This window comes from Paraburkholderia sp., from assembly GCF_028283785.1.
Classification (GTDB): domain Bacteria; phylum Pseudomonadota; class Gammaproteobacteria; order Burkholderiales; family Burkholderiaceae; genus Paraburkholderia.
In genome coordinates this window covers 1-26,113 of the sequence record NZ_JAPWKB010000001.1, presented here as the reverse complement: position 1 = coordinate 26,113, position 26,113 = coordinate 1, and the positions used below count along the sequence as shown (strand labels likewise).

Below are 26,113 nucleotides of genomic sequence, written 5' to 3'. Positions count from 1 at the left end.
CTTGAATCATTGTGCCGCGCGAGCCGCAGGCCACACGAAGCCGCGCTCGCCGGGGCCGGGCGCGGCGGGCGGTGCGCCGAACAGCACGCTGCGCGGACTGGAGCTGAAGGTGTCGGCGGCGCGATCGACCGAGCGCGCCGCCGAGCGGACGTCGTCGGCCAGCGAATTGACGCGCGGCAAGGTTTCGTAGCCGACTTGCGCCGACAGATCCTGCAACGACGAATCCATCGATGTCAGCGCGTCGCCGGCCTGGGCCGCAGCCGTGCCGACCTTGTTCAGATTGGTTTCGAACGGCCCATCGGGCTTGTTCAGCGTGGTGATCAGCGTATTGGTGGACGCGAGCGTCCGGTCCAGTTGATCGAGCGTGGCGGGCAGCTTGCCTGCCACGGGCGCGACCTGCTGCGTCAGCGTCGTGACGCCGTCGGCGGCGTGTTGCAGGCTGGCCGCCGTGCCGAGCAACTGCGTACGCATTTCGGGCGACAGCAGTTTATCGACGTCGTCCGCGACCATTTCGAGCTTGCGCAGCAGCACGTCACCGCGCTTTTGCAACTGATCGAGCAGGCCCGGATGCATCGGCAACTGAGCAATCTGCTTGTCCGACGACGCCAGCGGCGACGTATCGCGGCCCGTGTCGTCAAGCTGAATGAAAGCAATGCCGGTGACGCCCTGGAAGCCGAGGCTACCATAGGTCGAACGGGTGATCGGCGTATGTGTGTCGACCAGAATCCGGATCAGGATCTGTCCCGGATTGGCGGGATCGAACTTGATGCTCTGCACCTTGCCCACGTCGAGCCCGCGATACCGGACCGCCGCGTCGGCGTACAGACCGGTCACGTTGGTGCGCGCGATCAGGTCGTACGGCACCCGCACGGCGCGATCCACGTTGAACAGGAACGCCGCCGCCGCGACGGCCGCCAGCAGCGCCACCGTGAAAAGCCCAGCCCAGAAGGCGTGTGATTTGTTTTCCATTGTCAGGTTCCGTGGTTCACAGCGGCAATTCGGACGACGCGGGTTCGAGTGCCGCGGCGGGCAGCTTCGCGCGGCGCTCCGGCGGCAGCGCCTGCAACGCGCGGCGCCCGCGCAGTCCGAGGAAATATTCGCGGATGAACGGATGATCGACGCCCGCCGCTTCTTCGACCGGCGCGGCCACCAGCACTTTGCGATCGGCCAGCACCGCGACCCGCGTGGACAGCGCGACCATCGTGTCGAGATCGTGCGTGACCATCACGACAGTCAACCCGAGCGCCCGATGCAGCGTGCCGATCAGTTCGACGAACTCGTCGGAGGCTTTCGGATCGAGTCCGGCGGTCGGTTCGTCGAGGAACAGCAGTTCCGGTTCGAGCGCGATCGCGCGGGCAATGCCGACACGCTTGACCATCCCGCCCGACAGCGCCGCCGGCATTTTCGACGCGTGCTTGCATGGCAAGCCGACCATCTCCAGCTTCAGCATCACGATGTCGCGCAGCAGATCGGGCGGCACCTTGCCGAGTTCGCGCAACGGTTGCGCGATGTTGTCGAACACCGACAGCGACGAAAACAGCGCGCCCTGCTGGAACAGCATCCCGACCCGGCTGCGCATCAGCCGCGCCGCGTCCGGGTCGATGGTGGCCTGATCCTGGCCGAACACCTTGACGGTGCCCGACGTGGGCGATTCGAGATTGAGAATCTGCCGCACCAGCGTGGTCTTGCCGGAGCCCGACCCGCCGACCAGCGACACGATCTCGCCGCGCCGCACATCGAAATTCAGATGCTGATGGATGATGTTGCGACCGTAGCGCTTGGTCAGATCGCGGACTTCGATCACCGGCTCGGCAATCTCGGGCGCGGGCTGGCCGCGCACGGAACGGGTCAGCGGCGCGGTCATCCGAGCCCCACGTTCTGGAACAGGATCGCAAACACCGCGTCGGCGAGGATCACGATGGTGATCGACGTGACCACGGAGGTGGTAGTGCCTTCGCCCAGGCTCTTCGAATTCGCCTTGATCCGAAAGCCGAAATGGCAGCCGACGATCGCGATCAGCATGCCGAACGCCACGCCCTTGCCGAGTCCGATCCACAGATTCGCGACCGGCACGACGCCCGGCAGCGAACGCGCGAAATAGCTCATGTCGATGCCGAGCACGACCTTCGCGGCCAGTGCGCCGCCGGTCAGCGCGATGATGTTGGTCCACATCACCAGCAGCGGCATCGCGATGCCGAGCGCGACGACGCGCGGCAGGATCAGCCGCAAGCCGTGCGGGATGCCCATCACGCGCATCGCGTCGAGTTCTTCGGTGACGCGCATCACGCCGATCTGCGCGGTGATCGCGGAACCCGAGCGGCCCGCGACCAGAATCGCCGACAGCACCGGCCCGAGTTCACGAATCACCGACAGCCCGAGAATATTCACGATGAACTGGTTGGCGCCGAATATCCGCAACTGCTGCGCGGACAGATAACTCAGCACGATGCCGATCAGAAACGCGACCAGCGCGGTGATCGGCAATGCCTTGGTGCCCGCGTTGTAGATGTTCGCGGAGATTTCGGTCCACGGCGCGATCTTCGGCTTGCGGACGATCGCGAAGCAGTCGAGCACCACGCGCCCGAGCATGCCGATCCCGCCGTACATATGCTCGAAGAACGAGAAGATCGCGAGGCCGAGGCGCGTGAACGGATCGTAGCGGACCACCGGTTCGGCGGGCTCGCGCATGCTGTCGAGCAACGCGATGCGCTCGAAGATATCGCGCTGGGTTGCGGTCAGATCGATCATGCACGACGGCATCTTGCGGCCCCAGACGCGCCACAGCGCCTGTCCGCCGACGTGGTCCATCCGTTCGATGCGCGACAGATCCCACTGGCCGACCGCTTCGGTATTCGCGGTGGCACCGGGCGCACCGTCGATCAATGCATGCAGACGCGGCATCACCCGACCGCGCGAGCGATCGCGTGCGAGTGCAAGCGCCGTCCACTGGCCGGAAAGCCGGACGATCTTGCCCTGGCTGCCAGCCGCGACGTCAAGGCCGGGCGGAGTGTCGTAGTTCAAGGATCGCGGGACTCGGTTGTCGGATCAGCGGCCATTGTAGCGAACGTCTCGATCCCAAGGGTTCATGGCGGCACGCACTTCGCGCCCACGAAGGTGCGTTTCCACGCGCCGCCGCGCAACCCTCTCGCTACAATATGAGACATGACCGCCAAGAACCCTGCTGATTCGTCCAATCCGTCCTCCACGCACGGCGCTGCGTCCGCCGACTGGCGCATCGACCGCGAGCGGGCCGTCGCGCTGTTCGGCGCGCACGCGCACGACTGGCCGATCGAAATCGTCGAGGAAACCGGCTCGACCAACGCCGACCTGATGGCGCGCGTCAAGACGCTGCCGCGCACCGCCGACGCGCTGCCGCGACCGATCGTCCGCGTCGCGTATCTGCAAACCGCCGGGCGCGGACGCCGTGGTCGTCCGTGGTACGCGGAGCCGGGCAATGCGCTGCTGTTTTCGGTTGCGTGCGTGCTGCCGCGACCGCTGGAAGGTCTGGCGGGGTTGAGTCTCGCGGTCGGCGTGGCGCTGGTCGATGGCTTGCGCGCGTTGCTGGCGGAAAACGGCGGCGCACAAGGCACGCCTGGCGCACCGGCCGTCGATCTGCCCGGTCCCGGCCAGATTGCGCTGAAATGGCCGAACGACATTCTGCTCGAAGGCGACAAGCTCGCCGGCATCCTGATCGAAACGGCATGGAGCACGGCCGACGCGACTGCGGTTGTGATCGGTATCGGCACCAACGTGAAGGGCGCGGAGCAGCTAGCCGCGAAAGTCGGCGCGCTGAACAAGGACGTGCCCGCCCAGGCACGTGGCACCCAGCCGACCGCGTTGTCGCGCGCGCTGCCCAACGCCAATCTGACGCACACGCTCGCGGCGGAACTTAACGCGCTCGAACCGGCGTTGCTGCGCTTCGGCGCGGAAGGTTTCGCGCCGTTCCAGCCGCGCTGGAACGCGTGCCACGCGTATGCCGGACGGGAAGTCGTGCTGCTCGAACAGGGCGTGGAAATCGCCCGGGGCATAGCTGCGGGCGTCGATGAAACCGGCCAGTTGCTGCTCGACACGGCATCGGGCCGTCAGTCCATTTCGACCGGCGACGTGTCGTTGCGTCTCGCGGATACGCCGCAATGAGCGACGCGCCGTTTCTGCTGATCGACGCGGGCAACAGCCGCGTCAAATGGGCGATGGCGCAGCCCGACGGCACGCGGCTCGCGAGCGGCGTATTTGCGCATCGCGACGCATCGCCGGCGCAGGACGCGGCGTTCGCGATGCCGTCCGAATGGCCCGAATTGCCCACGCCGCGTGGCGTGTGGATCTCGAACGTTGCCGGTCAGGCGGTCGCTGCGCGCATCGACGTATTGCTCGACGCGCGTTTTCGCGACGTGCCGCGCACGACGATCCGCGCATCCGCGAAGCAAGGCGGCGTCACCAATCGCTACACGACGCCGTCGGCACTCGGCAGCGACCGATGGGCGGGCATGATCGGCGCGCACGCCGCGTTTCCGGACGAACCGCTGCTGATCGCGACCTTCGGTACGGCCACCACGCTCGAAGCATTGCGCGCGGACGGCACGTTCGTCGGTGGTTTGATCGCGCCGGGCTGGACGCTGATGATGCGTTCGCTCGGCGAGCACACCGCACAATTGCCGACGCTCGACGCGTCGTCCGCGCGGGGTTTGCTGGCGACAGGCGCAAGCATCGGGAAAGGCGATGAAGCGGGCGAAGCCAACGCCGTCACGCGACGCGGCCCGTTTTTCGCCACCGATACCCCGCGCTCGCTCTCGGCCGGATGCGCGCTGGCGCAGGCCGGACTGATCGAACGGATGTGGCATGACCTGCAGGACGAATGGCGGATGCCGGTGCGGTTGATCGTCAGCGGCGGTGCCGCCGACGAAGTGACGGCCGCCCTCAATGTGCCGCATACGCGGCACGACTCGCTGGTATTGTCCGGGCTGGCGCTGATCGCAGCCGAAAGCTTTGCCGTGCGTCACGCGTGACCGGGACGATGTCGCGGCCCTACCCTTCAACGGAGATTTCCCGATGAGTTTGCGCTGGTTGAGCTGGCTGATCGCCATTCTGTTTCTCGCCAATCTGCTGGCGTTCGTGACCGTGCGCGGCGTATTCGGACCCGATCCGATTGCGGGTCCGCGCGAAATGCATCATCTGGACCGGCAGGTGCATCCGGAGATGTTGCAGGTGCGCGCGATCTTGCCGTCGCAAGCGGCCGATCAGCCGGTGATCGGCGGTCCGATGCCCGCACCGGCCGTGGCGGCGTCGGCGCTGTCGCAATAAGCGCGGGCTGCGCCGGCGGCGCGCTCAGCCCTGCTCGCGAACCTTCTTCAACAGCTTGGTGGTCGAGCGATCGTGTTCGAACGGAATCGCCAGCGCGCGACCGCCCCAGCCTCGCACCAACGCCGATTCCGGCAACGCGTCCATATCGTAATCGCCGCCTTTGACGAGCACGTCCGGGCGCAGCGCGCCGATCAGATCGACGGGCGTCTGCTCGCCGAAACACACCACGTAATCGACGCTTTCGAGCGCGGCCAGCAACGCCATCCGGTCGGCTTCGGTGTTGATCGGACGATCGTCGCCCTTGCCGAGCCGCTTCACCGACGCGTCGCTATTCACGCCGACGATCAGCACCGCGCCGAGCGCCTTCGCGTCGGCCAGATACGTGACGTGTCCGCGATGCAGGATGTCGAAGACGCCGTTGGTGAACACCACCGGACCCGGCAGCGACGGACGAAGTTGCGCGAGCGCGTCGCGCGTCATGAGCTTGCGTTCAAAAGTGGCAGGCATGGGTATCTACAGTAGTCGGAAATGAAAAATCGCCGCGACGATACAAAACGGCCCGGCAAGCTTGCGCTTGCCGGGCCGTTTCGATGTCGTGACCGTCAGGCCGGCTGTTCCGCCGACTTGGTGTCAGCCGCCAGCCGGTTGACGACTTCCTTGCGGTAGCGGTTCAGTTCCTGCGCGGTGTTGAAGGTGCGCTCGAACAGAATGGACAGGTTGTGCAGAATCCGCTCGACAACCTTCTTTTCCCAGCCGTCGTCGAAACGGATCTGTTCGTCGAGCCAGCGTTCGAGCCATTCCGGATCGGGCAGACGCGACTGGATCGTGTCGCGCGGGAACAGCGCCTGGTTGACGTGAAGGTTGGTCGGATGCAGCGGTTTTTCCGTACGACGCGCCGACGCCATCAACACGCCGATCTTCGCGAAAGCCGCACGCGCGATGTCGCCGGTTTGCGCCATCGCCTTCTTCATGTAGCGCAGATACGCGCCGCCATGACGCGCCTCGTCGCGCGAGATGGTTTCGTAGATCTGCTTGATGACCGGCTCGGTGTGCCATTCGGCAGCACGGCGATACCAGTGATTCAGGCGGATTTCGCCGCAGAAGTGCAGCATCAGCGTTTCGAGCGGCGGCGCCGGATCGAATTCGAAGCGCACGGCGTGCAGTTCTTCTTCGGTCGGCACCATTTCCGGCTTGAAGCGGCGCAGATATTCCATCAGCACCAGCGAATGCTTCTGCTCTTCGAAAAACCACACGCTCATGAACGCGGAGAAGTCGCTGTCGTGATGGTTGTCACGCAGGAACATTTCCGTTGCCGGCAGCGCCGACCACTCGGTGATCGCGTTCATCTTGATCGTCGCGGCCTGCTCGTCGGTCAAGAGCGATGCGTCGAATTTGTCCCAGGGGATGTCCTTCTCCATGTCCCATCGAACGGATTCGAGCGATTTATAAAGTTCCGGATAAAGCATGGTGTTCATAGTCCCACCCCTGTTCTACGCATACGACGTCTGTTGTGTCTGTTGCAAGTGCCGCCCCGCACGCGAACGAAAACGTTCGCTCGCGAGCCGGGTGTTCAAATTTACGCGGTCGCCGCTGCGACGGATTCACCGTGCAGCAAGGAATTGTTGCGGCATGCGCCGCGGCCAACCGTGGGTGAGGGAGACCCTGTGCCTGAGGTCGAGCCGGTAGCATGGAACCGCATCTTCCAAGCCGCGCCGGTAAAACCGGCGGCGAACCGGCAGCGTTGGGCGGCTGGAAATGTAATTTTCAGAGCACGCCCGACAGCCAAATAGCTTACATCATGATAGCACGCGGCCTCTACGCCACCGCGTACCGGCAAGCGACCGAAAGTGGCCGCACCGAGGCGTATTGACGCACCTCAACAAACACCGCACGACGTTCAGATGCTCGGTTATCCCGGATACCACGGGGGATTGTGCAGCCATTACTGTGCCCGGCGTGTGACAACGGCGGCGATCGTCGCTTATCGCTCTCGTTCCGACGGTGATTTCTTCGTGCCGCGCGCGCCCGACGCACTGCCCGCGCCGCTGCTGGCCGCGCGTTTCGCCGACGGCGCGCGTTTCGACGCAGCCGGTGCCGCAGCTTTCGCGATTTGCGCCTCGACTTCGCGGTCGGTGGCGGGGGAATAGGCGTCGGACGTTGCGGACGGGGTGGTTTCTTCCGATCCCGTGCCGGGTTTAGCGTCGTCAGCGGCCGAAGCCGCCGATTCCGCCGAAGCCGCCGCCGATCCCGCCACGCCCGGCTGCGCCATCGCGAACTGCGCGATCTGGTTGAACTGCGTTTGCAGCAGATTCCACCATACGGAAGCGTCGAAGGTCGGCGTCGCGGCAGTGTCCGCGCTGTCGTCCGGCGCCGCGCCGGATCCCGCCGCTTCTTCCGCCGGGCCCGTCGTGCCCGCTGACGAAGCCGCCGGGAACATCGCCGCCCACGGCGAAGGCGGCGGTGTTTCAGCCTTGGACGACGCCTTCGCGGCAGCCGCCGCAGCAGGTTGCGACATCGACGACTGCGCGAACGCGCCGAACGCGCGCAGCGTGGCGAGCGTCGCACGCTGCACTTCGAGCGCCTGAATCGCCGATTGCAGCATGTTCAGATTCAGCTTCAGCCATTGCTCGACCGCGCGCATGTCGGTGATGCGCTTGTCGAGTTCCTCGACGTTGGTGAGCGGCGCCATGATGTCGGACATCATCGACAGCGACGGCCCCGCGCCCTGTCCACCCGAAAACGCCGAGCTAAATGGCGACAGCCGCATCATGCCCCACATCCGTTCGAGCATTTCGGCCGGCGGAAAGCCCGGAAAGCCGGGAAACGGCGGCGTTGCACCCGTGTTGTCGGTCATCGTGTTCTCCTCGCAGACTGGAATGGGATCGCGTGATCCGGCGGTTGTTCCATCCGATCATACCGTGTCGACTTGCGTCAAAACGGATCGTGCCCCTTGAAATCCGCCGGACGGCGCGCGCGCAGCGACTCGATGCCTTCGCGCACGTCCGGTCCGGCAAAGCCCATGAATTCGAGCGCCAGCGACGTATCGAACGCCGGTCCCGCCGAACGCAGCCAGTTGTTCAGCGCGTATTTGGTCCAGCGGATCGCCGTTTGCGAACCGTTGGCGAGCTTTTGCGCGACGTCGAACGCCTTGGGCAGCAACTCGGATTCGTCGACGGCCAGCGACACCAGCCCGATCCGCTCGGCTTCCTCGCCGCTGACCGGCTCGCACAGCAGCAGGTAATACTTGGCCTTCGCCATCCCGCACAGCAACGGCCAGACGATCGCCGCGTGATCGCCGGCAGCGACGCCGAGTCGCGTATGACCGTCGATGATGCGCGCAGTTTTCGTCGCGATCGAAATATCGGCGAGCAGACCCGCGACGAGTCCCGCACCGACCGCCGGTCCGTGCATCGCGGAGACGATCGGCTTGCCGCAGTTGATCACGTTGTAGACGAGATCGCGCGCCTCGCGCCAGACCCGCGCGCGCACGTCGAAATCGTTGGCCATCTGTTCGACCAGACCCAGATCGCCGCCCGCCGAGAAGCCTTTGCCCTCGCCGCGAATCAACGCGACGCGCGTCTCCGGATCGCGGTCGATGTCGCGCCAGATTTCGGCGAGTTCGCGGTGCATGTGTTCGTCGGCGGTGGCGAGTCCGCTTTTGTTCGCGTGCGCGCCGTTCATCACAATTTCGAGAATGCCGTGCGGGTGACGCCGCAATTGCAGCGCGGCGTAGCGCGCGTAAAACGCCGGATTGCCTTCGTGCGCGCCGGACGCCCGAGCCGCGTTGTCCTGCGATTCCTGAGACATAAGCTTCGATCCTGTTACTGCATCGTTGCGGCTGCGCGTGTCGCGTGCTGGATGTTGCGAATCAACGCGGCTGGTACAGCCACTTGCCGTTGCTGATCTCGACCATCACGCGAGCGCGCTGATCGAGTCCGATGTGGTCGGTGGCGCTCATATTGACGACGCCGTTGGTATCCGCGAGACCGTGCGTGGCTTCGAGCGCATCGCGCAGCGCGCGGCGGAATTCGGGCGTGCCCGGTTGACCCGCCTTCAGTGCAACCGGAATCGCGTTCGACAGCAACATGCCCGCGTCCCATGTGTACGAGCCAAATGCCGACACGGTGCCCGGCCCGCGCGCCGCTTCGAAGCGCGCGATGTAATCGAGCGCAAGCCGTTTGGCCGGATGATCGGCGGGCAACTGCGCTGCGACCAGCACCGGACTCGCGGGCAGGAACGTGCCGTTGCAATCCGCGCCGCACACGCGCAGGAAGTCGTTATTGCCGGTGCCGTGATTGTGATAGATCAGGCCTTTGAAGCCGCGTTCCTTCAGCGTTTTGGGCGGCAACGCGGCGGGCGTACCGGCCGCGCCGACCACCACCGCATCCGGCCTGGCCGCGAGAATCTTCAGCACCTGACCCGTGACGCTCGGATCGGTGCGGTTGAAGCGTTCGTTCGCGACCATGTTGATGTGATGGATCTGCGCGAACTTCGCGACTTCCGCATAGAAGGTTTCGCCGAGTGCGTCGGCCTGGCCGATATACGCGATCGTTTTGACGTTGTGGCTGCTTGCGTGATCCGCGATCGCCGACGCCATCATCGCGTCGGTCTGCGGCGTCTTGAAGACCCAGTGACGTTTCGCGTCGACCGGTTCGATGATCTTCGCGGACGACGCCAGCGAGATCATCGGCGTTTCGCCCTCGGCGACGACATCGATCATCGCCAGCGAGTTCGGCGTGATCGACGAACCGATGATCGCATCGACGTGACTTTCGGAGATCAGTTTCTTGGTGCTTTGCACGGCTTGCGTGGTATCGGACGCATCGTCGAGGACGATGTATTCGACGCTCTTGCCACCGATCTGCTTCGGCAGCAACGCGACCGTGTCGCGCGCCGGAATGCCGAGCGACGCGGCCGGTCCGGTCATCGACAGCACCAGGCCGATTTTCACCTGCGCGAACGCAATGCCCGGCAAACCGATGCACAACGCCGCGGCCAGTTGCACCGCACGCCGCCGTGTGCCGATCCGCCGTCCAGCGGGCGGCACGTCGTGCGCGCCGCTGTTTTCATTTTGCGAATATTGAACCGCCCCGTTAGCCCTGACTCGCTGCATGCCGCGTCTCCTACGCCTGAACCGCCTGATTTTTTTGGGTGCGGCGCTCACCGCGCCACGCGTCAGTCAGTGTAGCGGCGCGCATTGGCGCGGCTATCCGGCGAAACCCTTTCGACAGAGGTTTCGCCGCGCTCCCGCGTGAGCGTCGGCAAGCCGGAACATTACGCGTCGAGCGGTGAGATCGACTGGTCGATTGCGCCGAAAATCGACTTGCCCGCATCGTCGAGCATCTCGATCTTCACGGTATCGCCGAACTTCATGAACTCGGTTTGCGGCGCGCCGTGCTCGATGGTTTCGAGGCAACGCTTTTCGGCGATACAGCAATAGCCGCGCTTGGCGTCCTTGTTCGACACCGTGCCCGAACCGACGATCGCGCCCGCGCGCAGATTGCGGGTCTTCGCGGCATGCGCGATCAACTGGCCGAAATGAAACACCATGTCGGTGCCCGCATCGGGCTGGCCGACCTTCTTGCCGTTCCAGTGAACCAGCATCGAACGATGCACGCGGCCTTCGCGCCAGTGTTCGCCGAGTTCGTCCGGCGTCACCGCGACCGGCGCGAACGACGTCGCCGGCTTGCTCTGGAAGAAGCCGAAACCCTTCGCGAGTTCGGCGGGGATCAGGTTGCGCAACGACACGTCGTTGACCAGCGTGACCAGACGCACGCTCTTCAACGCCTGATCGGGCGTCACGCCCATCGCGACGTCGGCGGTGATCACCGCGACTTCCGCTTCGAAGTCGATCCCGAATGCTTCGGACGCGCACACCACATCGTCTCTCGCGCCGATGAAGTCGTCGCTGCCACCTTGATACATCAACGGATCGGTCCAGAACTCGGGCGGCATCTCGGCGCCACGCGCGCGTCGCACCAGTTCGACGTGATTCACGTAGGCGGAACCGTCGGCCCATTGAAACGCACGCGGCAACGGCGCCATGCAGTCTTTCGCGTCGAAGTTGAACGTATTGCGCGCGCGCCCCTGATTCAGCGCCTCGTACAGATCGCTCAGTTGCGGTGCGTAGAAGGCCCAGTCGTCGAGCGCGCGCTGCAGGGTCGGCGCGATCGCATCGGCAATCGCGGCGGTGTGCAGGTCGCGGGACACGACGATCAGTTGACCGTCGCGCGTGCCGTCCTTCAGCGTGGCAAGTTTCATAGCGGGTTGAGTCGGGGTGAGCCGTGTTAGTGACGATGGAAGGAATCTATTTTACGATGGTGAATCGACGTAGCCCAAACGGACGCCGTTCATCGCATCGCGCGACAGCCGGCTCCGTCATGCGTCCCACCCGCTTTCTGCGTTTTTTACCGTCCGCGTTGCGCGCGGCTTGCTTATGCCATCTTCCGCTTCAGGCGCGCTTTCCGGCGCCGATCCGACCGAATCGCCCGATCCCGCCGACGACGACGCGCCGGAGGCCGGCGAGGAAAAACTGCGCTCCGGCATCCAGTCGATCGAAGTCGGGTTTCGTCTGCTCGACGTGTTGACGCACGAACCCCGCGCGATGATGTTGCGCGATCTCGCGCAGCGCGCCGGCATGAGTCCGGCGAAAGCGCATCGCTATCTGGTGAGTTTTCTGCGGCTCGGCGTGGTGGCGCAAGATCCGCTGTCGGGACGTTACGAACTCGGCGGCTTCGCGTTGCAACTCGGACTGGCGAGACTGGCGCGCGTCGACGGGGTGAAACTCGCGCGCATCGCGCTGGCCGAATTGCGCGACCGGCTCGACCTGACGGTCGGGATCGCGGTATGGGGCAATCAGGGGCCGACGGTGGTTCACTGGATGGAATCGAGTCATCCGGCGAAGGCGTCGCTGAAGCTCGGCGACGTGATGCCCTTGCTCGGCTCGGCGACCGGCCTGCTGTTCGCCGCTTATCTGCCGCGCGGCAAGACCGCGGCGATGATCGAACGCGAACTCGCGGATACGCGACACGGCTCGCAACTCAGCGGACCGCGCACGATCGACGAAGTCGAGCGCACGCTGACCGACGTCCGCGAACATGAATCGGCACGCGTCGAAGGCATGCTGCTGCCGACCATTCATGCGTTTTGCACGCCGGTGTTCGACTCGACCGGCGATCTCGCCTTCGGCCTGATTGCGCTCGGCCATGAAGGCGCGTTCGATATCCGTTGGGGCGGCGATGTGGACGTCGCGCTGCGCGAGTGCGCGCAGAAGCTGTCGTATGAGCTGGGGTATAGTCGGAATGAACGTTGACGGGTGATGTGCGGTCCGATTCTCGATGCGTGGCGCACGCTTCCGCTCAGGTTGTCAGCCGTTTCATCGCCTTACTTTTTGTTCCGGCTTCACACCGGATTCCGCTACTTTTCCGCGCCGTTTTCTTCGTGGTCTGAATGCCGCTTCTGTCCGCTCTTCGCCGCTCCAATCGCACTACGTCATCCGCTGCCGAACGCAATCCAGCGCGTACCGGCCGCTGGATCGGCGCGCTCGTCGTCGCGATGGTGCTGCATGGGATCGCAGCGGTCTGGGTTCAACACAATCGCAACGGCTTCAAGACGAACGAAACGACCCACGTGCCGGTGCAGGTTTCGCTGCTGACGCCCGAGCGCATCGAGCGCAAACCCACCGCGCCCGCTGCCCCCGCTGCATCGCCCAAACCTGCGGCAGCCGGACATCCACCGCGCGAACACGTTTTGACGGCGACGCACAGCGGCGCATCGAAGCTGGCGGCGGCGTCGGCGGTACCGGCTACGGCCGCATCCGACGGCGCGGCGAACGCTTCCGCTTCCGCCGCAACTGCTGGCGCGGGTGCCGCGAACGGCGTCGCAACGAATGCAGCGCAGGCGACACCGGGCGTCAAGTTTGCCGTGCCACCTTCCGGCGAACTGAGTTACGACACGTTCTACAACGGCGTGCGCAACGCACCCGGCACGATCCACTGGCGCAGCGACGGCCAGTCGTATGAGATGGTCGTGTCGATGCCGTTGCCTTTCGTCGGCACGTTCAGCTATTCGAGCCACGGTCGCGTCGATGCATTCGGTCTCGCGCCGGATCAATACATCGAGAAGCGCGGACGTCGCGGCGAAGACGTGACAATCTTCAACCGTTCGACGAAACAGATCGGCTTTACGCGTACGCCGACCACGTTGCCGTTGCCCGACGGCGCGCAGGATCGTTTCAGCATGGTGATGCAACTGGCGAGTCTGGTGCGCGGCGATCCGGCCGCGTACAAGCCGGGCGTCACGCGTCAGTTTTTCGTCGCGGATAACGACAGCGGCGAAATCTGGCCGATCGAAACGATCGGCGACGAAGATATCCGCACCGATCAGGGTTACGTCAACGCGCGGCATTTCATGCGTTTGCCGCGTCACGACGGCGACCGTCGACGGATCGACGTTTGGCTCGCGCCGTCGTTGGGATGGTTGCCCGTGCGCATCATGCAAACCGAACCGAACGGCACGCAGATTCAACTCGTGTGGAAAGGTCCGTTGAATGTGCCGGGCGCAAGTCCCGCGACAAACACGGGCCACGACACGACGCCGCCATCCGCCAATGATTCGGATAGCGATTCAAACGCGAGTTCGATTCCAGCGTCGCCCGACGCATCGGATCGCAACGCGAACGACACCACCTCGAACGACTCTTCAGCGACCGCGCCAAACAACGACGCGACCGCGAATCCGCCCGCCGCCTCACCCCACACGCCCTGATATATCGCCAGGCTTTTTTGCGTGCGACCGAAACTTCCGCGCCACGCGCGGTTCGGACGCAGAGCGACGCGTGCATCACGCGTCGCCGGCCGGTACGTTCTACACGCCAATCACCCGTGCACGCAGATGGTGCCTGCATCGTTCGACGCCACGCGGCGCCTTGCCAGGCGTCGCATTGCGCGCCATTGCTTGCGGGCTTCGTCTCGCCTCGCGCGTGACGCGTTGTAGTTCCGCCCGATGCTTTACTCTGTTTTACCGACCCATGCGTCACCTTTGACGGAGACTTCAAGCATGCAAGTGAACATCAACGGACTCGACACGCGCTACGTTCTCAGCAACGAAGGCGGCGGCCCCTGGCTGACGTTCATCCATCAACTCGGCGGCGATCTGTCGGTCTGGGACCAACTGGCCGGCTATTTTCGCAACGACTACACGGTGTTGCGCTACGACGTGCGCGGTCACGGATCGACCGCCGTGCCGGGCCAGCCGTATCGCGTAGAGGAGCTGGCCGGCGATCTCGCCACGCTGCTCGATGCGCTCGGCGCACCCAGTACGCACGTAGTCGGTATGTCGATGGGCGGAATGATCGCCCAACAGTTCGCACTCGATTTCCCGTCGCGCGTCGATACGTTGACGCTCGCCGACACCACCGCCGGCACGCGCCCGGAAGCCCGTTCGACATGGGATCAGCGCGCTGCGTCGGCCCGCAGCGACAGCCTTGCGTCGATGGTTCCGGCGACGTTGTCACGCTGGTTCACGGCCGATTTCCAGCGCGCGCATCCCGAAGCGCTCGAACAGGTTCGCGACGTCCTGCGCAACACTTCGTCACAGGGTTACGCATTGGCTTGCGAAGCCTTACGCGATTTCGATGCGCGGGAACAACTCTCGCGCATCGACGTGCCGGTGCTTGCCGTCGCAGGAAAACACGACACAGGCACGCCGCCTGCTGATACGCAAACGCTTGCGGACGCTATCCAGGGCGCGAAATTCGAGTTACTCGATGCAGCCCATCTGGCGCCTGTCGAACAATCTGATCGCTTCGCTGCATTGCTGGAAACGTTTCTTGAGAGTAGGGTCTAACTGTCAGGTCCGGAAGGTTGGTGAGCGTTGTCCGGACCCACCCCTTGAATTCCACACCAAACGCTCCAAGTAAGGTCCAAGACCGGCCCTGGAGCCAACGGAAATAAGGAGTGTCGCCATGCAAATGATCTACAACAGCCCCAATTATTGCGTCGTTGAGTTTCCCCCGCAGGATGGTCACGTCGCCATGAAATCAGGTGGCTATGAGATCGTGGACAAGAACATGCAACGTGAGATCTATATCGACGGTGCGATGGCGGCCAGCTTCCGTGAGCATGTGCAAAAGTTGATCGAAGAGGAGCCGTCGCTGGACGAAGTAGACGAATTCCTCGGCCAGTTCGACAGCTTGATGCATCAGCCTGTGGTGCTGCACTAAGCGCGCAAGCCAGATCTTCGCGGCGACACGCTTTAAAAAACCCCGCACGGTGCATCCGGCGGGGTTTTTTTACGTCTAATGACGCAGTCGGCATCTTTTACTTCCAGTCTTCTCCGTCAGCGGTCCGTAGCAGCCGTTGCGCCTTCATCGATACCACCCGCGCGCACGGCGCGGCTTGGGCGGCAGAGCGCCGCTGCGGCTACAATGACAGGTTTCCCGAAACAGCGGCGCTCGCCGCCCGTCCGCCATGAACCAGCCAGCCAAAACCGCCAGTGTTGCCCGACCCGCAGCGGCTTATACGCGTGGCGCGGCCTTGCCCGCGCTGTTGGAGTCGCGCATCCTGATTCTCGATGGCGCGATGGGTACGATGATCCAGCAATACAAGCTCGACGAAGCCGGTTATCGCGGCGACCGTTTCAAGGATTACCCGCGCGATATCAAAGGCAACAACGAACTGCTGTCGATCACCCAACCCACGATCATCGCCGAGATTCACGAGCAGTATCTGGCGGCCGGCGCGGACATTCTCGAGACCAACACGTTCGGTGCGACGACTGTTGCGCAGGCCGACTACGGAATGGAAAGTCTCGCTATCGAGATGAACCTGGAATCGGCGAAGCTGGCGCGTGCCGCGTGCGACAAATTCTCGACGCCCGACAAGCCGCGCTTCGTCGCAGGCGCGATCGGACCGACGCCGAAAACGGCGAGCATTTCGCCTGACGTGAACGATCCGGGCGCACGTAACGTCACGTTCGACGAATTGCGCACGGCGTACTACGAACAGGCGAAGGCGCTGCTCGACGGCGGCGTCGATCTGTTCCTGGTCGAAACGATCTTCGACACGTTGAACGCGAAGGCTGCGCTGTTCGCGCTCGACGAGTTGTTCGAAGACACCGGCGAACGTCTGCCAATCATGATCTCCGGCACCGTCACCGACGCGTCGGGCCGCATTCTGTCCGGCCAGACCGTCGAAGCTTTCTGGAACTCGCTGCGCCACGCTAAGCCGCTGACTTTCGGTTTGAACTGCGCGTTGGGTGCGGCGCTGATGCGTCCGTATATCGCCGAACTCGCGAAGCTGTGCGACACCTATGTGTCGTGCTATCCGAACGCCGGTTTGCCGAATCCGATGAGCGATACCGGCTTCGACGAGTTGCCGGCCGACACGTCGGGTCTGCTGAAGGAGTTCGCGCAGGCCGGACTGGTGAACATTGCGGGCGGCTGTTGCGGAACCACGCCGGATCACATTGCGGCGATCGCGAAGGCGCTGGCTGAGGTGAAGCCGCGCGTGTGGGCAAACTACCGGGAAACAGATCCGGAAGCGGTTTAATCGCGGCGCGGAACGGGAGTGCATCGATGGCTGGCGTCACCAAACTGACGATTGCAGGCTACAAATCAATACGTGAGTTGCGCGACTTCGAGTTGCGCAACCTGAACGTGCTGATCGGCGCGAATGGCGCAGGGAAGTCGAATTTCATCGGTTTGTTTCGCATGCTGGCGGAGATGTATGACGGGCGATTGCAGTTGTATGTGCAAAAGCAGGGCGGCCCGGACGCGTTACTGCACTTTTCGCGGAAAGTGACGGACGAGATTTCAGTCGAGTTTTGCTTTGGCGAACACGACCGGTACGGATTTCGACTCGTTGCATCCAATGACAATCGTCTGCTGCTTCTTGAACAAGCGTTTGACATCGAGACATCCGACGTCCCGGGCCTGTCGTTCGGCGGTATGCAAACTGGCCGCGCAGAAACCGATCTGAAGCAACTCGCGAGAAACAGCCGGTTCGCAAACCTCGGAACCGTCCTCGACAGCACCCGTGTGTATCACTTCCACGATACCGGCGAGAAAGCCAAGGTCAAGCAACTCCACGCTATCAACGACACGCTCCGTCTTAAGGCAGACGGCGCCAACCTCGCCGCGTACCTTGGCATGCTCAAAACCGAGCACGCACAAAGCTACCGTCTGATCGTCGACACGATCCGCCTCGTTGCGCCGTTTTTCGACGACTTCATCTTCCGCGCCGACAGCCTGTCGAAGATTCAACTCGAATGGACTGAGCGCGGCGATCCGGACACGCCGTTGAGCGCTCACGCGATGTCCGATGGCACATTGCGCTTTATCTGCCTGTGCACGTTGCTGCTGCAACCGTGGGAACTGATGCCCGCAACGATCCTGATCGACGAACCGGAACTTGGCCTCCATCCGTACGCGGTCAATCTGCTCGCAGATCTTCTCAAGCGCGCATCCGAGCAAAAACAGCTGATCGTCTCGACGCAATCCGTCGAATTGTTGAACAGCATGGAGCCGGAAGACGTGATCGTCGTGGATCGGAAAGACAACGCATCGACCTTCCATCGGCTCGACGCGACGCAGTTGCAAGACTGGCTCGACGACTACTCGCTCGGCGATCTGTGGAAGCAGAACGTGTTGGGCGGGAGGCCCGCATAATGATCGAGCTGATCGTCGTCGGAGAAGGACAGACCGAAGAAACCTTCGTGCGCGACGTGCTCGCGCCGGCCTTGGCCGCGAACGACATTTTCGCCACCTCGCGACTGATCAATACGTCGAAAGGCCAAAGCGGCGGCGGGTTGAACCTCGCTCGCGTCACGAAGTTTTTGTGTCATACCCTTCGCGAACGCGAGGACACCTATATCACGACGCTGATCGACCTTTACGGCCTCGACACATCGTTTCGAGGCGTCGTCGAATCCCGACGGCTCGCACCCGCCGCACGCTCGACACAGATCGAAACCTTGCTGCACGACGACATCATCGCGGCAGCGCAATGTCGTCCGGACCGCTTTATCCCGTATGTTCAGCCGCACGAATTCGAATCGCTGCTTTTCTCCGATATCGTGCGACTGTGCGAGAGCGAACCGGAATGGGCCGACCAGAGCGCACCGCTGATCGCCGCGCGCGCTGCCGTCGACGATCCCGAATGGATCAACGATTCACCCCAAACCGCACCGTCGAAGCGCCTCGAACACTTGCGTCCGCGCTACCGTAAAGTGCGCCACGGCCCCGTCGCCGCAGCCCGTATCGGACTGGACCGGATCCGCGAACAATGTCCGCATTTTCGCCAATGGTACGACCGGATCCTGACGCTGCCGACTCTTGCCGCCGCACGCCCAAACATCGAAATATTGAGCTAACGCCATGACCGACCACACCATGCGCCTCTCCGGCCTCGAGCCGTTCAACGTCACGAGCGGCACGCTCTTCATCAACGTCGGCGAACGCACCAACGTGACCGGATCGAAGGCGTTTGCCCGGATGATTCTCAACGGCCAGTTCGACGATGCGCTGGTGGTTGCGCGCCACCAGGTCGAAAACGGCGCGCAGGTCATCGACGTCAACATGGACGAAGCGATGCTCGATTCGAAAGCGGCCATGGTCCGCTTCATGAATCTGATCGCGTCTGAACCGGACATCGCGCGCGTGCCGATCATGATCGACTCGTCGAAGTGGGAAGTGATCGAAGCGGGTCTGAAGTGCGTGCAAGGCAAGGCGATCGTCAACTCGATCTCGCTGAAGGAAGGCGAGGAAGCGTTCCGTCATCACGCCAACCTGATCCGCCGCTTCGGTGCCGCCGCCGTCGTGATGGCGTTCGACGAAAAGGGCCAGGCCGACACCTTCGAGCGCAAGACGCAAATCTGCAAACGCTCGTATGACTTTCTGGTCAACGAAGTCGGTTTTCCGCCGGAAGACATCATCTTCGATCCGAACATTTTCGCGATTGCGACCGGCATCGAAGAGCACAACAACTACGCGGTCGATTTCATCGAAGCGACCCGCTGGATCAAACAGAACCTGCCGTATGCAAAGGTGAGCGGCGGCGTGTCGAACGTGTCGTTCTCGTTTCGCGGCAACGATCCGGTGCGCGAGGCGATCCACACGGTGTTCCTGTATCACGCGATCCAGGCAGGCATGGACATGGGCATCGTCAACGCCGGGCAGCTGGGCGTGTATGCCGACCTCGATGCAGAACTGCGCGAGCGCGTCGAAGACGTCGTGCTGAACCGTCGCGATGACGGCACCGACCGCCTGCTCGAAGTCGCCGACAAGTTCAAGACCGGCGCGGCGAAGAAGGAAGAGAACCTCGAATGGCGTAACCAGCCGGTCGAAAAGCGTCTCGCGCACGCACTCGTGCTCGGTATCACGACCTTCATCACCGAAGACACCGAAGAAGTCCGCGCGAAGATCGCAGCCGCCGGCGGTCGCCCGATCAATGTGATCGAAGGACCGTTGATGGACGGCATGAACATCGTCGGCGATCTGTTCGGCCAGGGAAAAATGTTCCTGCCGCAAGTGGTGAAATCCGCGCGCGTGATGAAGCAGGCGGTCGCGCATCTGATCCCGTTCATCGAGGAAGAAAAGCGTCAGCTGGCCGCGGCCGGCGGCGACGTCCGCGCGAAGGGCAAGATCATCATGGCGACCGTGAAGGGCGACGTGCACGATATCGGCAAGAACATCGTGACCGTGGTGCTTCAGTGCAATAACTTCGAAGTGGTCAACATGGGCGTGATGGTCCCGTGCAACGAGATTCTCGCGAAGGCCAAGGTGGAAGGCGCGGACATCATCGGTCTGTCGGGTCTGATTACGCCGAGCCTTGAGGAAATGGCCTACGTCGCGTCGGAAATGCAGCGCGACGACTATTTCCGTATCAAGAAGATTCCGCTGCTGATCGGCGGTGCGACGACCTCGCGCGTGCACACGGCCGTGAAGATCGCGCCGCATTACGAAGGGCCGGTGGTGTACGTGCCGGACGCGTCGCGTTCGGTATCGGTGGCGTCGAGCCTGCTGTCCGACGAAGGCGCGGCAAAGTACGTCGAAGAACTGAAGACGGATTACGACCGGATTCGCGTGGCGCACGCGAACAAGAAGGCCCAGCCGATGGTCACGCTCGCCGAAGCGCGCGCGAACAAGACTCGTGTGGACTGGAGCGCCTATACGCCGCCCAGGCCGAAGTTCATCGGCCGGCGCGTCTTCAAGAACTACGACCTGTCCGACCTCGCGAACTATATCGACTGGGCACCGTTCTTCCAGACCTGGGATCTCGCCGGACCGTATCCGGCCATCCTGAACGACGAGATCGTCGGGGAATCGGCGCGCCGGGTGTTTTCGGACGGTAAATCGATGCTGTCGCGCCTGATCCAGGGCCGCTGGCTGCAGGCGAACGGCGTGCTGTCGTTGTTGCCGGCCAACACCGTGAACGACGACGACATCGAAATCTATACCGACGAATCGCGCACCGAAGTGGCACTCACGTGGCGCAATCTGCGCCAGCAAAGCGTGCGTCCGGTGGTGGACGGCGTGATGCGGCCGAACCGCTGCCTCGCCGACTTCATCGCGCCGAAGGAATCGGGCATCGCGGATTACATCGGCATGTTCGCGGTCACGGCCGGTCTCGGCGTCGATATCAAGGAACAGCAGTTCGAAAAAGATCACGACGATTACAGCGCGATCATGCTCAAAGCACTCGCCGACCGGTTCGCGGAAGCCTTCGCCGAAGCGCTGCACGCGCGCGTGCGCCGCGACCTGTGGGGCTATGCAAGCGCCGAAACCCTGTCCAACGACGACCTGATCGCCGAGAAATATCACGGCATCCGTCCGGCGCCCGGCTACCCGGCGTGCCCGGATCACCTGGTCAAACGCGATATGTTCGACGTGCTGCGCGCCGAAGAAATCGGCATGAGCGTAACGGAATCGCTCGCGATGCTGCCTGCGGCGAGCGTCTCCGGCTTCTATCTGGCGCACCCGGACAGCACGTACTTCTCGGTCGGGAAGATCGGCCGCGACCAGCTCGACGATTTCGCGAAACGGATGAACCTGTCCGAACGCGACGCCGAACGCGCGCTTGCACCGTTGTTGTGAATCCGGCTGTCAACCTGGCGACGCTGATAACGACTATATCGGCGGCGTAAGGTTGAATATTTCAGTTTATTTTCTTCCACGCGGTTTTCGGCTTTGTAGACTGCAACAGCTTCACTCGGCCAGATGCGGTGTAACACGCGTCGGCCCAACCAACTTTGCAAAACGTCACGGAGAAAACTGCATGAAAAAGCTGACTTTGTTGCTGTGCGCGCTGTCGCTCGTCGCGGGCACGTCGGTCGCGGTCGCGCAACCGGCCGCGCCGGCCGGTTCCAGCCAGCCGAGCTCGTACTCGCCGCCTACCCAGGCGCACGTCAAGAAGCCGAAGAAGAAAAAGGTGAAGAAGAGCAAGGCTGCGCCGGAAGCGGCATCGGCTGCCCAGTAAGCGTATTGCAGCGGTCTCGACGCCTGCTTCGGCCCGCAAAACACAAGAGCCCGCTTCGAGCGGGCTCTTGTGTTTGATAGCGGCGCTAACCGCACTCAGTCTGCCGCGACCTCCGGCGATCGTGCCGACGCCGCGTCGTTCCGCCGTTCCGGTCAGACGCCCCACATGATGTCGGAGTTTTCCTTGTGTGCGGCGCGCAGCATGTCGAGAAACGGGAACGCGCGCTGCGCGAGGCCGATCGGCTGCTCGTGATGTTCGTGGCCTTCCTCGTGTTCATGGAAATGGCCTTCATGCTCGTTGCGCTCCTGCTTGTCCGTGGCGATCGCGGATTCGAGCTTGTGGATCGCGTCCGGCATTTCGTCCACCGTGATGACACCGCGCTCGCCGAGCCGTTTGCCGACGATGCCGACCAGATATTGCGCAAGATTCTCCAGCATCACCACATCGGGTGTGGCGCGCGATTTGAAGGTGATCAGCATGACAGTTCTCCTTTTTCGTTATGTCGGATACCCGCGTACCCGGACGTCGAACGCCGGTTTGCGCGGCCTGCACGACCCTGAAACTCGCCGTATCTGCTTGTCCTGACGGCCTAAGCCCGTGCTGGGCATCCCATTGGACATATTAGCACCTGCTAAAATCCCATTGATTGCAAACCCGCGCCGCCTGACACGCCGCAAAAGGCCGAACCGCCTGCCTCATCGCGTGCGTTTCGGTCACTGAGCAGCCGCACGCCGCGCGCGGCGCCCTCCCCGTTTCACGGATTGCCTCACTGGACTCGCAACAAGCATGCTGCCTGCACACAAACACACACTTGAAACCCTGTTCGCCGACGCGGTGAAACAGGTCGCCGAGGCGACCCAAGGTTCGACCGAAGCCGCGTTCGTCGCGCCGGTCATCACGCTGGAACGCCCGAAGGTCGCGGCACACGGCGACGTCGCCTGTAACGTGGCGATGCAGCTGGCCAAGCCGCTGCGCGCGAATCCGCGTGCGCTGGCGCAACAGATCGTCGACGCGTTGCTGGCGCTCCCGCAAGCTTCGGGCCTTGTCGAAGGCGCGGAAGTCGCCGGTCCCGGCTTTATCAACCTGCGCATTTCGGCCACCGCGAAGCAGGCGGTGATCGGCGCGGTATTCGCGGAAAGCGAAGCCTTCGGCCAGTCGCAACGCGACACGGGCAAGCATGTGCTGCTCGAATTCGTCTCGGCCAACCCCACCGGTCCGCTGCACGTCGGTCACGGCCGTCAGGCCGCGCTCGGCGACGCGCTGTCGAACGTCCTCGCGTCGCAAGGCTGGGCCGTGCATCGCGAGTTCTACTACAACGACGCGGGCGTGCAGATCCACACGCTGGCCGTCTCGACGCAAGCGCGTGCGCGCGGCCTCAAGCCGGGCGACGACGGCTGGCCCGAGTCCGCGTACAACGGCGAATACATTGCCGACATCGCGCGCGACTACCTGAACGGCGCAACCGTGTCCGCGAAAGACGGCGAACCGGTCACCGGCAAGGGCGACATCGACGACCTCGAAGCGATCCGCCGGTTCGCGGTCGCGTATCTGCGTCACGAACAGGACATGGACTTGCAGGCGTTCGGCGTGAAGTTCGACCGCTATTACCTGGAGTCGTCGCTGTACAAGGAAGGCCGCGTCGAAAAGACGGTGGATGCGCTGATCGCCGCCGGCAAGACCTACGAGGAAGGCGGCGCGCTGTGGCTGCGCACGACCGACGACGGCGACGACAAAGACCGAGTGATGCGCAAGACCGACGGCACGTACACGTACTTCGTGCCCGACGTCGCCTACCACGTCACGAAGTGGCAACGCGGCTTCACGAAGGTCATCAACATCCAGGGTTCGGACCACCACGGCACCATCGCGCGCGTGCGCGCCGGGCTGCAAGGTCTGGGCGTCGGCATTCCGAAGGGCTATCCCGACTACGTGCTGCACAAGATGGTCACGGTGATGCGCGACGGCCAGGAAGTGAAGATCTCGAAACGCGCGGGCAGCTATGTGACGGTGCGCGACCTGATCGAATGGTCGGGCGGCGCCACGCCGGGTTCCGAAGTCGCGCCGGACCTGCTCGACGAAGACACGATCCGTCGCGGCCGCGACGCGGTGCGCTTCTTCCTGATCTCGCGCAAGGCCGACACCGAATTCGTATTCGACATCGACCTCGCGCTGAAGCAGAACGACGAAAATCCGGTGCACTACGTTCAGTACGCGCACGCGCGCATCTGCTCGGTGATCGCCGAATGCAAGTCGCGCTACAACACGGACGAAACCACGCTGTCGCAGATCGACGTTTCGCCGTTGACCAGCGAGCGCGCAATGGCCTTGCTGCAAAAACTGGCCGAGTATCCGGACATGCTCTCGCACGCCGCGGAAGAGCTCGCGCCGCACGCGGTCGCGTTCTATCTGCGCGACCTCGCCGGTGAATTTCACTCGTTCTACAATGACAAGGCCGAACGGGTTCTGGTCGACGATGCAGCGGCGCGCAATGCGCGTGTCGCGTTGCTCGCCGCCACCCGTCAGGTGCTGGCAAACGGCCTGGCCACGATCGGCGTCTCCGCTCCCGTCAAGATGTAAGTCCACCGCGTCACGCAACCGGCCGTCGCTATAATCGACGGCCGTTCCGAGATTTTTTACGCAGGTAATTCGCACAATGGCAAAACCGCGCCGCACAACAAAGCAGCAGTCGAAGCAAACCGGGGGGACATTTCTCGGCATCGTGCTAGGCCTGATCGTTGGTCTCGCAATCGCGGTCGTCGTAGCGCTCTACATCACGCGCGCGCCCACGCCGTTCGTCGCCAAGGTCGCGCCGCCGAGCGCGTCGGATGCCGGCGCAAGCCAGCCGCAATACGATCCGAACCGTCCGCTGCAAGGCAAGACGCCGGGTCAGGCCGTGCCGCAAGCCGCGCAACCTGCGCCGCCGAATACCGCGCCGGGGCAGACCACGTCGCAGACGCAATCGGGCATGCTCGACGAACCGCAAATCGTCGAAGTGCCGCCGTCTAACGCGAACGGGGTTGCCGTGCCGCCGAAGGCCGCGATCGACAACACCGAAGCGTCCGGCGCGAAGAAGTCGCAGCAGGCGAATACCGCCGCGCCGACCTCGGCCACGTCCGCACCGAAGAGCGCAACCGCATCGAACGCCAAGCCGAACGCGAGCAGCACCGCGAGCGCGAACGGCGCCGACGCGAACACCGGCTACTTCCTGCAGGTGGGCGCGTACAAGACCGCCGCCGATGCCGAACAGCAACGCGCGCGTCTCGGCTTCCAGGGCTTCGAATCGAAGGTCACGCAACGCGACGCGGGCGGCATCACGTATTACCGCGTGCGGATCGGTCCGTTTGCGAAGTTCGAAGACATGAACACCACGCGTCAGCGTCTGTCGGATGCCGGCGTGGACACGGCCGTGATCCGCTTCACCAAACAGTAAGCTTCCGCGTTGCTTGCATCTGCATTGCTCGAGGTTGCGCAGGGCCAAATCGCGTTAGAGTGAGCGCCGCCGCTTTTGTGTTCGCGCGGTGCTCGCCTCGGGCACGCTACGCAAGTCGTCGTTATTCCGCTTAATTGGGTCATCAAAGTCATGAAAAAACTGCTGAGCATTCTCTTCATCTCGCTGGGCTTCGTCGCCGGCGCTGCAAACGCGGCTTCCCCGGTCGCAGGCAAGGACTACACCGTTCTCTCCACGCCGCAACCCACCGACGCGCCGGCCGGCAAGATCGAAGTGACCGAGTTCTTCTGGTACGGCTGCCCGCACTGCAACGAATTCGACCCGTACCTGGAAGCATGGATCAAGAAGCAAGGTCCGGACGTCGTGTTCAAGCGCGTGCCGGTCGCGTTCCGTGACGACTTCATCCCGCATTCGAAGATGTACCACGCGCTCGACGCACTCGGCGTCGCGCAGGAACTCACGCCGAAGGTCTTCAACGAAATCCACGTGAACAAAGACTATCTGCTGAAGCCGGAAGATCAGGTCAAGTTCCTGTCGAAGAACGGCGTCGATCCCAAGAAGTACATGGACGCGTACAATTCGTTCTCGACGCAAAGCGCGCTGCAACGCGACACCAAGCTGCTGAACGACTACAAGATCGACGGCGTGCCGACGATCGCGGTTCAGGGCAAGTACGAAACGGGTCCGGCTGCGACCAACAGCCTGCCGGGCACGATCACGGTGCTCGACTATCTCGTGTCGCAAATCCGCGCTAAAAAGATGTAATTCGGGATCGCCGGTATGAGTTCACCGTTGAAGGTTTTCATCACCGGCGCATCCAGCGGCATTGGCCTCGCGCTCGCCAGCGAATATGCACGGCGCGGCGCGATTCTCGGCCTGGTCGCACGGCGCG

Annotated in this window: 26 protein-coding genes and 1 pseudogene; 17 read left to right on the top strand and 10 right to left on the bottom strand. The window is 63.3% G+C overall.

Annotation, left to right across the window (positions count from 1 at the left end; all coding sequences use genetic code 11):
- Positions 1-6 precede the first annotated feature (6 nt).
- Genes PW947_RS00135 through PW947_RS00125 form a run of 3 tightly spaced genes read right to left on the bottom strand, consistent with a single transcriptional unit; the run spans position 7 to position 3,021 of the window.
- Entirely contained in the window at positions 7-969 is a 963-nt protein-coding gene (locus PW947_RS00135; protein ID WP_299628470.1) for an MlaD family protein, read from the bottom strand.
- Positions 970-985: 16 nt separating this feature from the next.
- A complete protein-coding gene (locus PW947_RS00130) occupies positions 986-1,864 on the bottom strand; it encodes an ATP-binding cassette domain-containing protein (RefSeq protein ID WP_299628468.1) in 879 nt (292 codons plus the stop codon).
- Positions 1,861-3,021 (bottom strand): ABC transporter permease, encoded by a 1,161-nt coding sequence (locus tag PW947_RS00125; protein WP_299628466.1) that lies wholly within the window; start codon positions 3,019-3,021, stop codon positions 1,861-1,863. Before PW947_RS00125 ends, PW947_RS00130 begins: the two co-directional genes overlap by 4 nt.
- A gap of 141 nt (positions 3,022-3,162) precedes the next feature.
- Between PW947_RS00125 and PW947_RS00120 the strand changes: the two genes are divergently transcribed.
- Genes PW947_RS00120 through PW947_RS00110 form a run of 3 tightly spaced genes read left to right on the top strand, consistent with a single transcriptional unit; the run spans position 3,163 to position 5,298 of the window.
- A complete protein-coding gene (locus PW947_RS00120) occupies positions 3,163-4,137 on the top strand; it encodes a biotin--[acetyl-CoA-carboxylase] ligase (protein ID WP_299628464.1) in 975 nt (324 codons plus the stop codon).
- The gene (locus PW947_RS00115; protein WP_299628462.1) at positions 4,134-5,003 is read left to right on the top strand and encodes a type III pantothenate kinase; all 870 of its coding nucleotides are present in this window, start codon (positions 4,134-4,136) and stop codon (positions 5,001-5,003) included. The genes PW947_RS00120 and PW947_RS00115 overlap by 4 nt, the downstream gene beginning before the upstream one ends.
- Before the next feature lie 43 nt (positions 5,004-5,046).
- Positions 5,047-5,298 carry a hypothetical protein gene (locus PW947_RS00110; RefSeq protein ID WP_299628460.1) on the top strand — a complete coding sequence of 84 codons (252 nt, stop codon included), beginning with the start codon at positions 5,047-5,049 and terminating at the stop codon, positions 5,296-5,298.
- A gap of 24 nt (positions 5,299-5,322) precedes the next feature.
- Here the strand turns inward: PW947_RS00110 and rfaE2 are convergent, their stop codons facing one another.
- The gene (gene rfaE2 / locus PW947_RS00105) at positions 5,323-5,805 is read right to left on the bottom strand and encodes a D-glycero-beta-D-manno-heptose 1-phosphate adenylyltransferase (protein ID WP_299628459.1); all 483 of its coding nucleotides are present in this window, start codon (positions 5,803-5,805) and stop codon (positions 5,323-5,325) included.
- Positions 5,806-5,900: 95 nt separating this feature from the next.
- Positions 5,901-6,773, bottom strand: coding sequence for a ferritin-like domain-containing protein (locus tag PW947_RS00100; protein WP_299628457.1), 873 nt, complete (start codon positions 6,771-6,773; stop codon positions 5,901-5,903).
- 212 nt (positions 6,774-6,985) lie between these two features.
- Here PW947_RS00100 and PW947_RS00095 point away from each other — a divergent pair, with 212 nt between their 5' ends.
- Entirely contained in the window at positions 6,986-7,168 is a 183-nt protein-coding gene (locus PW947_RS00095; protein ID WP_299628455.1) for a hypothetical protein, read from the top strand.
- 111 nt (positions 7,169-7,279) lie between these two features.
- On the opposite strand, the gene PW947_RS00090 is transcribed toward PW947_RS00095, so the two are convergent.
- From PW947_RS00090 to PW947_RS00075, 4 genes are all read right to left on the bottom strand, one after another.
- Complete coding sequence (locus PW947_RS00090; protein ID WP_299628453.1) at positions 7,280-8,152, bottom strand: PhaM family polyhydroxyalkanoate granule multifunctional regulatory protein; 873 nt, start codon at positions 8,150-8,152, stop codon at positions 7,280-7,282.
- Positions 8,153-8,229: 77 nt separating this feature from the next.
- Complete coding sequence (locus PW947_RS00085; RefSeq protein WP_299628451.1) at positions 8,230-9,105, bottom strand: enoyl-CoA hydratase/isomerase family protein; 876 nt, start codon at positions 9,103-9,105, stop codon at positions 8,230-8,232.
- 61 nt (positions 9,106-9,166) lie between these two features.
- Positions 9,167-10,411, bottom strand: coding sequence for an ABC transporter substrate-binding protein (locus PW947_RS00080; RefSeq protein WP_299628449.1), 1,245 nt, complete (start codon positions 10,409-10,411; stop codon positions 9,167-9,169).
- A 161-nt stretch (positions 10,412-10,572) separates the two neighbouring features.
- Positions 10,573-11,559: a fumarylacetoacetate hydrolase family protein gene (locus PW947_RS00075; protein ID WP_299628447.1), complete on the bottom strand. Its 987-nt coding sequence runs from the start codon at positions 11,557-11,559 to the stop codon at positions 10,573-10,575.
- Positions 11,560-11,734: 175 nt separating this feature from the next.
- Between PW947_RS00075 and PW947_RS00070 the strand changes: the two genes are divergently transcribed.
- From PW947_RS00070 to PW947_RS00030, 9 genes are all read left to right on the top strand, one after another.
- The gene (locus PW947_RS00070) at positions 11,735-12,610 is read left to right on the top strand and encodes an IclR family transcriptional regulator (protein ID WP_299628445.1); all 876 of its coding nucleotides are present in this window, start codon (positions 11,735-11,737) and stop codon (positions 12,608-12,610) included.
- A 137-nt stretch (positions 12,611-12,747) separates the two neighbouring features.
- The gene (locus tag PW947_RS00065; RefSeq protein WP_299628443.1) at positions 12,748-14,064 is read left to right on the top strand and encodes a DUF3108 domain-containing protein; all 1,317 of its coding nucleotides are present in this window, start codon (positions 12,748-12,750) and stop codon (positions 14,062-14,064) included.
- 291 nt (positions 14,065-14,355) lie between these two features.
- A complete protein-coding gene (gene pcaD / locus PW947_RS00060; protein WP_299628441.1) occupies positions 14,356-15,144 on the top strand; it encodes a 3-oxoadipate enol-lactonase in 789 nt (262 codons plus the stop codon).
- A 118-nt stretch (positions 15,145-15,262) separates the two neighbouring features.
- Entirely contained in the window at positions 15,263-15,520 is a 258-nt protein-coding gene (locus tag PW947_RS00055) for a DUF3567 domain-containing protein (protein ID WP_299628439.1), read from the top strand.
- A 247-nt stretch (positions 15,521-15,767) separates the two neighbouring features.
- Complete coding sequence (locus tag PW947_RS00050) at positions 15,768-16,847, top strand: homocysteine S-methyltransferase family protein (protein WP_299628437.1); 1,080 nt, start codon at positions 15,768-15,770, stop codon at positions 16,845-16,847.
- A gap of 26 nt (positions 16,848-16,873) precedes the next feature.
- A complete protein-coding gene (locus tag PW947_RS00045) occupies positions 16,874-17,965 on the top strand; it encodes an AAA family ATPase (RefSeq protein ID WP_299628435.1) in 1,092 nt (363 codons plus the stop codon).
- On the top strand, positions 17,965-18,669 hold the full coding sequence (locus tag PW947_RS00040) for a DUF4276 family protein (protein WP_299628433.1): 705 nt from the start codon (positions 17,965-17,967) through the stop codon (positions 18,667-18,669). The genes PW947_RS00045 and PW947_RS00040 overlap by 1 nt, the downstream gene beginning before the upstream one ends.
- A gap of 4 nt (positions 18,670-18,673) precedes the next feature.
- Complete coding sequence (metH, locus tag PW947_RS00035; RefSeq protein WP_299628430.1) at positions 18,674-21,391, top strand: methionine synthase; 2,718 nt, start codon at positions 18,674-18,676, stop codon at positions 21,389-21,391.
- Between the two features lie 181 nt (positions 21,392-21,572).
- Positions 21,573-21,773, top strand: a complete 201-nt coding sequence (locus PW947_RS00030; RefSeq protein ID WP_299628427.1) for an acid-shock protein — start codon at positions 21,573-21,575, stop codon at positions 21,771-21,773.
- Between the two features lie 152 nt (positions 21,774-21,925).
- Here the strand turns inward: PW947_RS00030 and PW947_RS00025 are convergent, their stop codons facing one another.
- Positions 21,926-22,252 (bottom strand): DUF1840 domain-containing protein, encoded by a 327-nt coding sequence (locus PW947_RS00025; RefSeq protein ID WP_299628424.1) that lies wholly within the window; start codon positions 22,250-22,252, stop codon positions 21,926-21,928.
- Positions 22,253-22,559: 307 nt separating this feature from the next.
- Here PW947_RS00025 and argS point away from each other — a divergent pair, with 307 nt between their 5' ends.
- The 4 genes and pseudogenes from argS to PW947_RS00005 form a co-directional block, all read left to right on the top strand.
- Entirely contained in the window at positions 22,560-24,350 is a 1,791-nt protein-coding gene (argS, locus tag PW947_RS00020; protein WP_299628421.1) for an arginine--tRNA ligase, read from the top strand.
- 76 nt (positions 24,351-24,426) lie between these two features.
- Positions 24,427-25,203 carry an SPOR domain-containing protein gene (locus PW947_RS00015; RefSeq protein WP_299628418.1) on the top strand — a complete coding sequence of 259 codons (777 nt, stop codon included), beginning with the start codon at positions 24,427-24,429 and terminating at the stop codon, positions 25,201-25,203.
- A gap of 150 nt (positions 25,204-25,353) precedes the next feature.
- Positions 25,354-25,986: a thiol:disulfide interchange protein DsbA/DsbL gene (locus PW947_RS00010; RefSeq protein ID WP_299628414.1), complete on the top strand. Its 633-nt coding sequence runs from the start codon at positions 25,354-25,356 to the stop codon at positions 25,984-25,986.
- 15 nt (positions 25,987-26,001) lie between these two features.
- Positions 26,002-26,113 (top strand): annotated as a pseudogene (locus PW947_RS00005) (short-chain dehydrogenase); the annotation flags it as partial.